Origin of the sequence: Lactococcus sp. UBA7128, assembly GCF_002492185.1 — a bacterium.
Lineage (GTDB): Bacteria > Bacillota > Bacilli > Lactobacillales > Streptococcaceae > Lactococcus > Lactococcus muris.
Genome location: NZ_DKXK01000068.1, coordinates 1 through 7,855, shown reverse-complemented (window position 1 = coordinate 7,855; position 7,855 = coordinate 1). Strand labels below are relative to the sequence as shown.

At 39.6% G+C, this 7,855-nt stretch carries 8 protein-coding genes; 2 read left to right on the top strand and 6 right to left on the bottom strand.

Going from position 1 to position 7,855, the window contains the following annotated elements; genetic code table 11:
- Positions 1 to 15: 15 nt before the first annotated feature.
- Entirely contained in the window at positions 16 to 768 is a 753-nt protein-coding gene (fabI, locus tag B4H39_RS07245; RefSeq protein WP_202231474.1) for an enoyl-ACP reductase FabI, read from the top strand.
- A gap of 255 nt (positions 769 to 1,023) precedes the next feature.
- On the opposite strand, the gene yidC is transcribed toward fabI, so the two are convergent.
- From yidC to B4H39_RS07220, 5 genes are all read right to left on the bottom strand, one after another.
- Positions 1,024 to 1,977 (bottom strand): membrane protein insertase YidC, encoded by a 954-nt coding sequence (gene yidC / locus B4H39_RS07240; protein WP_251421304.1) that lies wholly within the window; start codon positions 1,975 to 1,977, stop codon positions 1,024 to 1,026.
- Between the two features lie 217 nt (positions 1,978 to 2,194).
- The gene (locus B4H39_RS07235; protein WP_251421302.1) at positions 2,195 to 3,907 is read right to left on the bottom strand and encodes a phospho-sugar mutase; all 1,713 of its coding nucleotides are present in this window, start codon (positions 3,905 to 3,907) and stop codon (positions 2,195 to 2,197) included.
- A gap of 155 nt (positions 3,908 to 4,062) precedes the next feature.
- Positions 4,063 to 4,644, bottom strand: coding sequence for an ECF transporter S component (locus B4H39_RS07230; protein WP_251421300.1), 582 nt, complete (start codon positions 4,642 to 4,644; stop codon positions 4,063 to 4,065).
- Between the two features lie 3 nt (positions 4,645 to 4,647).
- Positions 4,648 to 5,199 carry a phosphopantothenoylcysteine decarboxylase gene (coaC, locus tag B4H39_RS07225; protein ID WP_251421298.1) on the bottom strand — a complete coding sequence of 184 codons (552 nt, stop codon included), beginning with the start codon at positions 5,197 to 5,199 and terminating at the stop codon, positions 4,648 to 4,650.
- On the bottom strand, positions 5,192 to 5,890 hold the full coding sequence (locus B4H39_RS07220; protein ID WP_251421295.1) for a phosphopantothenate--cysteine ligase: 699 nt from the start codon (positions 5,888 to 5,890) through the stop codon (positions 5,192 to 5,194). The genes coaC and B4H39_RS07220 overlap by 8 nt, the downstream gene beginning before the upstream one ends.
- A 141-nt stretch (positions 5,891 to 6,031) precedes the next feature.
- On the opposite strand from B4H39_RS07220, the gene B4H39_RS07215 reads away from it, so the two are divergent.
- Positions 6,032 to 7,321 (top strand): serine dehydratase subunit alpha family protein, encoded by a 1,290-nt coding sequence (locus B4H39_RS07215; RefSeq protein ID WP_251421293.1) that lies wholly within the window; start codon positions 6,032 to 6,034, stop codon positions 7,319 to 7,321.
- Between the two features lie 113 nt (positions 7,322 to 7,434).
- Here the strand turns inward: B4H39_RS07215 and B4H39_RS07210 are convergent, their stop codons facing one another.
- Positions 7,435 to 7,614, bottom strand: coding sequence for a 2-hydroxymuconate tautomerase (locus B4H39_RS07210; protein WP_251421291.1), 180 nt, complete (start codon positions 7,612 to 7,614; stop codon positions 7,435 to 7,437).
- Positions 7,615 to 7,855 lie beyond the last annotated feature (241 nt).

Genomic DNA, 7,855 nt, shown 5'->3' with positions numbered 1-7,855 from the left:
AGGGGACTTATTTATATGTTTTTAGAAGGAAAAAAAATTGTCGTTATGGGTGTAGCAAACAACAAGTCTATTGCTTGGGGCTGTGCTAAAGCTATGAAAGATCAAGGGGCAACGTTGATCTACACTTATCAAAATGAACGTATGGAAAAGCAGCTTACAAAGCTTGCTGAACCAGAAGATTTACTTATCGAGTGTGATGTTGCATCTGACGAATCCATTCATCAGGCATTTTTAACGATTGAAAGTCGTGTTGGTAAAATAGATGGTTTGGTGCATGCCATCGCTTACTCTAAAAAAGAAGAACTTGATGGTAATGTATCGGATATTTCACGTGACGGCTATGCGCTTGCACAAGATATCTCTGCTTACTCATTGCTTGCTGTAGCAAAAGCAGCAAAACCTTTACTCAATGAAGGGTCTGGTATTGTTACTTTAAGCTACATGGGTTCTGTTCGGGCTATTCCTAACTACAATGTTATGGGAATTGCTAAGGCAGCATTGGAATCAGCAGTGCGTTACTTGGCGGCAGAAATGGCACATGTTGGCGTACATGTCAATGCTATATCAGCTGGAGCTATCAAGACACTTGCAGTTTCAGGGGTTGCTGGCTATAAAGACTTGATTAAAGAGTCAAATAGTCGTACAGCTGATGGCAAAGGTGTTACTATTGAGGAGGTGGGGCAGACAGCCGCCTTCCTTGTCAGTCCATTGGCCACAGGAGTTATTGGTGATATTATTTATGTAGACAAGGGTGTACATTTGACTTAAAGCAATCAAAAAAGTCCAGTAGAGTTTATTACGCTACTGGACTTTTTCGATTTCTCTTCTTCTGAGGTGGTTCCTCATGAAAGCTAAACTCTAGTTAGAATTTGTGTTTTTCGCTGAGGAACTAAAGGAGGCTTACACAACTTGGTAACTGATTTCATCATATCTCGAACTCAGATGTCCAAATTTTTAACACTCTATGTCCTTTATTTTCAATAGCAAAAGGAGCTAACATAAGCTGCTCCTCTTTTTATACTTTTATTTACGTTTTTGCTTACCGCTATTACGTCCTTTATTATTTTTCTTATGTGGCGCATCCAAGTTTTTCAAGCCTTGCTGTGTGGCAGATTTAGGTGTCACATCTTTTGGAAGGTCTGCCATTTTTGGTGGGTTATGTTTGAATTCCTCTTCAATTTTTTGGCGCATACGTGGCTTCATAATATAAGTAATGATAATTTGCTGAATAACCATAACGATACCACCGACAGCCCAGTAAAGGGCTACACCTGCAGGAGACATAAAACTGAAAATGATAATCATTACAGGACTCATAATGAGCATTGTCAAGCCAGTTTTCTTTTGTTCGGGTGTCATGCTCTTTGTGGAAATCCAAGTTTGGAGGAAGTAGAAGATACCCGCAATGAGCGTGATAACAATACTTGGACTACCTAAGTTGATACCAAAGAAAGTTGCTGTAGAAATACCCGGAGTATATGCTGCTGCATTGTAAAGGGCAATGAAGAAGGGCCACTGGATAAGTAATGGTAAACAGCCCATTGAAGCTAACATGTTGATACCATTATCTTTTTGAGCTTTCATGAGTGCCTGCTGTGCAGCCATACGCTCTTCTGGAGTTGTAGCAGCTTTGAGGCGAGCATTTAAAGGCTCAAAAACAGGAGCTAAATAGGCAGTTTTTTCTTGCATATAAGTTGATTTGTAGGCTTGATTAAGACCTAGAGGGAGGATGAGGAAACGGATAATCAAGGTTACCAAGACAATCCCCCAGCCATAACCAAGGTTCATGTTATTTGCAAATAAGTCGACAAAGGAGGACATTGGCTTAACAAGAATTTGATAAGTTAAACCTTGTGTCGCAGCTTCAGTAGGAACACGCACACCATCAACGATATGGGTTTGGACGCAGCCAGAGAGCAAGAGCAAACCAGCGCTTGTTATTCCTAATAAGGACAATTTTTTTTTCAAATTTTTCAAAATAAATTCGCTTTCTATACTTTCTATAAATAAACAGTCTGTTACTATTCTACAGGAAATTATTTTATTTTTCAATAGGTCTATAGTCTTAAATCAGCTATTTTATCACATTAAAAAGACTTTCTATTTCCTTGAAATAGGTAAAAATAGATAGCTTTTTATGAAGGGCAAAAACAGACAAAAAGCTATCTGTTAAAGACAGCTTCTTGTTTGAATTTTAGGAAATAAATGTTGTGATTTCTTTTTCAAAATGTTCAATCTTGCTTTGCGCTTGTTCCTCTGTATCTGCCACAGCTGCCATATAGAATTTTATCTTTGGCTCTGTACCTGAAGGACGAACAGCAATCCAACTGCCATCTTCTAAATGATATTTTAAAACATCAGAAGGAGGAGTTGTTAATTTTTCAACTTTGCCACTGTGTGATGTTGCAGTAAGTTCCTTGAAGTCTTCAGTCAAAAGAATTTCAAGACCGTCAAATTTTTCTGGTGCATTGTCACGGAATTTACCCATGATTTCAGCGATTTGTTCTTTCCCAGTGCTTCCTTCAAGCGTAACTGAAAGTGTTTTTTCAACAAAGTAGCCATATTCAGCGTAGATATCTTGAATACCATCATATAGAGTTTTGCCTAAAGAACGGTAATAAGCCGCAACTTCGCAGATGAGGAGCATCGCTTGAATAGCATCTTTATCACGGACGAAAGGCTTGATGAGATAGCCAAAGCTTTCCTCAAAACCAAACATGTAAGTGTGTTCACCTGTAGTTTCCCAAGCATGAATTTTCTCGCCAATGAATTTGAAACCAGTGAGTACATTGAACATTTCGACATTGTAGCTTTCAGCAATGTGGCTGACTAACTCAGTAGAAACGATAGATTTAGCCATTGCCGCATTAGCAGGTAATGTGCCAGCTGTTTTGTGTGCTTCAAGGATATATTTGGCCAAGACAGCTCCGATTTGGTTTCCTGTCAAAGGTTGATAACTTCCATCAGGTAAGCGGACTTCCACACCGATACGGTCGGCATCAGGGTCAGTGGCAACTAACATGTCAGCTCCAACTTTACGGCCAAGTTCTTCCGACATTGCAAAGGCTGCTTGACTTTCAGGATTTGGTGATTTTACAGTTGAAAAGTCTGGATCGGGAATAGCTTGTTCTTCAACGACGGCAATTTTTTCAAATCCAGCTGTGGCAAGAGCACGACGTCCGAGCATTTCGCCTGTTCCGTGAAGTGGTGTGTAAACGATATTAAGATCACGACCGTATTTCTTAATTAATTCATGATTGATGGTTACGGTTTCAATGTTTTTAAGATATTTTGCATCAATATCTTCACCAATAATGGTAATCATGCCCTCCGCAATATATTTTTCAGTATCACCTAAAGTGATAGAGAAAATGTCGTCAATTTGGCGAATATATTCGGTCAAGGCTGCAGCATCTTCAGGCGGCATTTGTCCACCGTCTTCGCCATAAACTTTGTAGCCGTTGTAAGGCGCAGGATTATGGCTTGCCGTAATCATAACACCTGTAAGAGTCTTCAGCTCACGAATTGTAAAGCTCAATGCAGGAGTAGGACGGAGACTGTCATAAACATAGCTTGGGATACCATGGTCTGCCAGAATTGTTGCAGTTTCCATAGCGAACTCTTTAGAAAAGTGACGGCTATCATAAGCAATAGCTACACCACGTTTTTTCGCATCGCCTTTGCTGTCCATCAGACGTGCAAGCCCTTCAGTTGTCAAACGTACTGTGTAAATATTCATACGATTTGTACCTGCACCTAAAAGGCCACGTTGGCCGGCTGTACCGAACTCAAGATAGGTATAGAAAGCATCTTCCTTTGTTTTTTCGTCCATTGCAAGAAGTTCTTCATGCAAGTCGGGCGTTAAGTCAGCGTTTAACCATTGTTCGTAAATTTCTTTGTATGACATCCTTATCCTCCAAAGCCTGTTTTTTAGGCTTCAATCAGTTATTGTTTGTTTTAAATCCTCATCTAAAAATGAATTCGGTTTCAGATGTATTATATCATTTTTCATTTCTATTTTCCAAAAAATAAAAAACAGCCAGAGAGCGGCTGTGTGATATTTTAACGAGATTTTTCTAATGAGGGAACAATGGCTGCGGTTAAAATTACAGCTATGATTACCTCAGCAATGGAATTGCCCGTAACGATAAGTTGAATGAGATTAGTAAAAGTCATACCTGTGTATTGCCCAAAAAACAGGGTAATAAAGCTTAACACAAGGACGGTATTTGTGGCTGTGCCGACAAAAGCGGCTGTGGCTGCACCAGTGCGTGTTTTCATAGCTTTATAGATAAAATAAGGAAAAACGCCAATCAGAACTCGCGGAACAAGAGCAACCACTAAAGCCCAAAGTGAGCCGTGATTTGTACCAGGAATAGGTTGCAGTGGGCTAAATACGTAACTCAAAGGCGTGGTAAGGATTGTTGAGTTAATGACACTAATAATCCCCATCACAAGTCCTAAGAAAGCTCCTTTACGTGCACCTAAGACAATAGAACCAATGATGACAGGAATATGCAAGAGTGTAGGCACAATGGGAAGGGGCCACATGCTATAGACGATTTGGCTCAAGACTTGCACGACAACCATGATAGCGATAAAAATCGCAAGAATGGCAATATCTGATGCTTTTGATTTTTTCATGTTTTAAATTTCCTTAATTTTAGTCGCTTGATCTAGCGTATCAACGATGGTATCAATATCAGCTAAGGCACCTTGGCCAAAGTCTCCACAAGCCAGGAGAGATTGTTTAGGTTGTATAACATTGTATCCTATTGATTTTAAAATATCAATATTTTTCATGGTTAAAGGATTGGCATACATATTGGTATTCATGGCAGGAGCGATATATTTGCTTTTGCTTGGATGAAGCGCAAGTGCTACGGAAGTCACAATATCAGAAGCAGCACCGTGAGAAAGGCGACTTATGGTGTCAGCAGTGGCAGGCGCAACAACAAAAATATCAGTGTGTTTTGCGATATCGATATGGTTGACAACATCTGGATGTTCTTCATCCATAATATCAGTGTGCACTTTATTTTTAGATAAGACTTGTAAAGTTAAGGGTGTAATGAATTGAGTGGCTGCTTTTGTCATCAAAACAGTAATGTTGTGGTTCTTTTTGTTGAGCATTGAGACGATATCGGCAGCTTTGTATGCTGCAATGCTACCTGTTACGGCAAGGGTTATATTAGCCATGATGTGCCTCCTCAGATTTTTTTACAATTGTTTGAGCGATTTGTGATTTGGTTGTAAGTCGAGTAATATCTGCAGAATCACTAACTAAGAATGCCAGATGATTTTCTCCCTGGATATTAGCCAAATCATTTGCAAGGATAAAATCAGCAGAAGTTTCTTTGCGTTTGCTTTGGGCAACTTCGAGCAGGTGTTCTTCACTAACACCAGAAAGGAGTTTAAAGCCAAAAAGAAGAACCTCAGGCTTCCACTTTTTAATAAATGAAATGACTTTTGGTGTTTTTTCTAAGAGCATCACTTGATACTCAGAATTTGATGATATTTTTTTCTGTGCTGCAGGGCGGAAATGAAGGAGTTGTTCTTTTGTAAGCGGCTGTGGTAAGTCGTCTATCCCAGCCATATAAACAGGACGATAATCAGAAACAGCCATACTGTGTACAACAACATCTACTAATGGAAGGTACTTTTCAACATTATCTAGTAAATCTTGTGTGTCGCCAATTGGAATAACAGTTAAATTTTCTTGTTCTGAGGGCAGCTGTGCAAAACGTCCAGCTAATAAAATAACATGATGTCCATGTTCTAAAAATTCTTCAGCAGTGAATTTTCCTAAACTACCTGTAGCGAAATTAGTGATACCACGAACGGTATCAATGGGCTCAGTGGTACCACCCGCTGTAATTAAAATCTTCATGGATTTATTTTAACCTAAGTTTTTTGGCAATGCAAGAAGCTTGTACCCATAGAGGTATGACGGTAAAGAAAACGCTTGCAATAAAAGGGTAGAAGTCTTATAATTTAAAGTGAAAAAGTCAGAAAATGAAAAGAGGGAAAAATGCTTACAGAAGAGATTAAAACAAGTTTTTTAGAGGTTTTAGAAGAAGGTGTAAAGCCTGCGACAGGTTGTACTGAGCCAGTTGCCGTTGCTTATGCTGCTGCTATTTGCAGTAAATATTTAGGAAGCTCAAAGATTGCCAGTATAAATATCCGCGTTTCCGCTAATGTGATGAAAAATGCTTTGGCTGTCATTGTACCCGGAACGGGAGAAGCTGGAGTAAAAGTAGCAGCAGCTGCAGGTGCAATAGGTGGTGATGCAGAAGCTGGCTTGAAAGTCATTTCCAACCTGAAGGAAAATGTTTTAAGAGAAATTTTGGAACTCGCGAAATCAGACAATGTAAGTGCAGAAGTAGTTCCTGTGGAAGATAAGCTCTATGTTGAAGTGACTATCATGTCCAGAGAGGACACTGTGACAGTAAAAATTGCTGGTGGCCATACCCATGTTTATTGGATTCAAAAAAATGAAGAAGTGATTTTTGAAAAGGAAAAGCCCTTATCTGATGAGGAGTCAAAGCATACGAACTTCCTAAAAAGCTGCCGCTTCACAGAAATCTGGGAATTTGCAACATGTCAAGACTTAGAAAGCATTTGCTCACTAAAAAGGGCTAAGGACTTAAATATGGCTTTAGTGAAGGAAGGGCTAGAGCATGACTATGGTATGAAGATTGGGAAAACATTGCTCGGGGAAATACAGCTGCAGATCCTCTCTTTAGAGGAAAAGATAGTTGTTTGCACGGCTGCTGCATCAGATGCCCGCATGGGAGGAGCTCAACGGCCTGCGATGACAAATTCTGGTTCAGGTAACCAAGGAATCACAGCGACAGTTCCAGTCTGCGTATTTGCACAGCACAGAGAAATAAGTGATGAAAAACTTATTAGAGCTCTGACTCTTTCTCATTTAACAGCTCTTTATATTCATGCTTTCTTACCCCTCTTATCTGCCTATTGTGCCACAGATTCTGCGGCTATGGGAGCTGCAGCAGCCTTGATTTATCTTGAGTCAGAGGATGAAATAAAGGCTGAGATGGCAATTAAAAATATGATTGGTGATGCAGTGGGGATGATTTGTGATGGCGCAGGATTTTCTTGTGCCATAAAAGTAGTTAGCTCGGTCTCTTCGATGTATCGCGCGGTACGTCTGGCTCAAGCTGGAATAGTTATACCAGCAACAAACGGTATAGTTTCTGAAAATGTAGATGATTGTATTCGTGATTTAGGACGCTATGTTTCAAAGGGAATGCAAACTTCAGACCCAGTCATATTGGATATTATGATGAATAAAAATTAACTTGAAGGTGAGATTAAGGCAGAAATCCCAGAAAAAAAACGTTCAATGCAGCATGTCATAATGTTGCGTTGAACGTTTTTTCTGTTTCAAGCTGATTTTTTCTTGAAATGCTTTTATTGTTTTGGCGCACCGTGCGGATAAAAGTTTTCCTTAGCCATATCATCATAAATGACATAGATTGTCTCACGAGGAGCACCAGTGTGCTTCATAACGACTTCCGTAATCTCTTTGGCTAAAGCTGCCTTGACTTCAGCACTGCGTCCTTCAACTAATTCGACATGTACAAATGGCATGTTGCCACCTCCTTTTGAATATTCATATACTTATATTCTATCATTTTTTCTAGATAATAAGCGTATTTTAAGTGGAGATAAAAATGAAAGAGTTATAAACATACCTGAGAGAGGAAATGCTATGAGGAAAAGAAGCTCAACCTTAGACTGTGGTTTGTTTTTGTAAGTTTTTCAGACACTGGTTGCAGAAGCTGAGAACGTGGAAAAGCGAAAGACTTCCTCGCTTTTCTCATCAAACACT

Coding starts and splice junctions, on each gene's coding strand:
- B4H39_RS07235 (WP_251421302.1), bottom strand. CDS start 3,907: ATGTCATACAAAGAAATTTACGAACAATGGTTAAACGCTGACTTAACG.
- coaC (WP_251421298.1), bottom strand. CDS start 5,199: ATGGCTAATATAACCCTTGCCGTAACAGGTAGCATTGCAGCATACAAA.
- B4H39_RS07220 (WP_251421295.1), bottom strand. CDS start 5,890: ATGAAGATTTTAATTACAGCGGGTGGTACCACTGAGCCCATTGATACC.
- B4H39_RS07210 (WP_251421291.1), bottom strand. CDS start 7,614: ATGCCATTTGTACATGTCGAATTAGTTGAAGGACGCAGTGCTGAAGTC.
- B4H39_RS07215 (WP_251421293.1), top strand. CDS start 6,032: ATGCTTACAGAAGAGATTAAAACAAGTTTTTTAGAGGTTTTAGAAGAA.
- fabI (WP_202231474.1), top strand. CDS start 16: ATGTTTTTAGAAGGAAAAAAAATTGTCGTTATGGGTGTAGCAAACAAC.
- B4H39_RS07230 (WP_251421300.1), bottom strand. CDS start 4,644: ATGAAAAAATCAAAAGCATCAGATATTGCCATTCTTGCGATTTTTATC.